This is a genomic window from Streptomyces sp. 8N616 (assembly GCF_052246385.1).
Lineage (GTDB): Bacteria > Actinomycetota > Actinomycetes > Streptomycetales > Streptomycetaceae > Streptomyces.
Window position 1 is genome coordinate 1 of record NZ_JBQQBY010000087.1, and the last position, 1,834, is coordinate 1,834.

1 protein-coding gene is annotated in these 1,834 nt (G+C 69.6%); it reads right to left on the minus strand.

Annotated elements, in window-relative coordinates:
• A partial coding sequence (locus ACTWQC_RS35720; RefSeq protein ID WP_443320035.1) for a condensation domain-containing protein occupies positions 1-1,834 on the minus strand: 1,834 nt, incomplete at both ends.

Consider the following 1,834-nt stretch of genomic DNA (forward strand, 5'->3'; position numbering starts at 1 on the left):
TACTCGGTGTCCAACGGCAGATACGCCGCACCCGACTTCAGCACCGCCAGCAGCGCCACCACCAGATCCGCCGACCGAGGCAACGCCACCGCCACAAACCGCCCGGGCCCCGCCCCCCGACCGACCAACAACCGGGCCAGCCGATTGGCCCGCGCATTCAGCTCCGCATACGACAGCACCACATCCCCGGCTACCACCGCAGCCGCATCCGGAGCACCGGCAACCCGCTCCTCGAACCACTCGGAAACCGACAGCGACGGCACCACACGCCCGGTGTCATTCCACTCCACCAGCAGCCTGCGGGCCTCATCGGCATCCAGCAGCTCCGCTCGGCTGATCGGCTCGTCGGGCCCGGTGACCATGGCCTCGAGTACGCGGAGGAAGCGCTGCCCCAACGCTTCAACCGTCGCCGGGTCGAACAGATCGGTGCTGTACTCCAGCACACCCTGCAGGCCCGCCTGCTCGTTGCCGGCACCGCGCCGGTCGGCGAAGGCGAACGACAGGTCGAACTTGCCGACGCCCGTGTCGGTGGCGGCCCGCGTGACCGTCAGGCCGGGCAGCTGGGCTACGGCGTCGTCCACGGCGGCCGTGTCCGTGTTGTTGAAGGCCAGCAGCACCTGGAAGAGGGGGTGCCGGGACAGCGACCGCTCCGGATTGACCACCTCGACCAGCCGCTCGAACGGCAGATCCTGATGCGCGTACGCCGACAGGCTCTGCGCCCGCACCCGCTCGATGAGCGCCCGGGCCGTCGGGTCGCCGGAGGTGTCCGTGCGCAGCACAAGCGTGTTGATGAAGACACCCACCAAGTTCTCGAGCGCGTCGTCGGTGCGGCCTGCGATCGGGGTGCCGACGGGGATGTCCGTCCCGGCGCCCAGCCGGGTCAGCAATGCCGCCAGGCCCGCCTGCACCACCATGAACGGACTGGCCTGAGTCTCCCGGGCAAGGGCGACCACCCGCTCGTACAGCTCCGCCGGCACCTCAAAGGCGATCCGCTCGCCCCGATGGGAAGCAACAGCCGGCCGCGGCCGGTCGGTCGGCAACTCCAACTGATCCGGCAGACCCGCCAACGCATCCCGCCAGTACGCCAGCTGACGAGAGATCTCACTGTCCGGGTCCTCCTCGGAGCCCAGGACCTCGCGCTGCCACAGGCTGTAGTCGGCGTACTGCACCGGCAGCGGCGACCACGACGGCACCTCACCAGCCGTACGCGCCGCATACGCGGCAGCAAGATCCCGCGCCAGCGGACCACGCGACCACGCATCACTCACGATGTGATGCAGGAGCAGCAGAAGTACGTGCTCCTCGTCGCCCAACGCGAACAGCGTGGCCCGCAGGGGCGTTTCTGCGGACAGGTCGAACCCGCGGCGGGCGGCCTCGCGCAGCTGCTCGTCGATGGTGTGCGGATCCGATTCGACGACCGTCAGCTCCGGATGGGTGACCCGCGGCTCGAGGATCATCTGGTACGAGCCCTCGGCGTCCTCGGTGAAGACGGTGCGCAGACTCTCGTGCCGCGCCACCACGTCCGCCAGCGCCTGACGCATGGCCTCACGGTCGAGGGGACCGGTCAACCGCAGCGAGACGGGAATGTTGTAGGTGGCGGTCGGGCCTTCGAACTGGTTCAGGAACCACAGCCGCTGCTGTGCGTACGACAACGGAATGCGGTCCGGCCGCGGACGGGCGGTCACGCCCCGACGGGCGACCGAGGCACCTTCCAGCGCCGCGGAGATACCCGCGACGGTCGGCGTCTCGAAAAGCTGCCGGATGGGCAGCTCGGCGTCCAGGACCGTGCGGATACGGCCGACGAGCCTGGTCGCGAGAAGCGAATGGCCGCCGA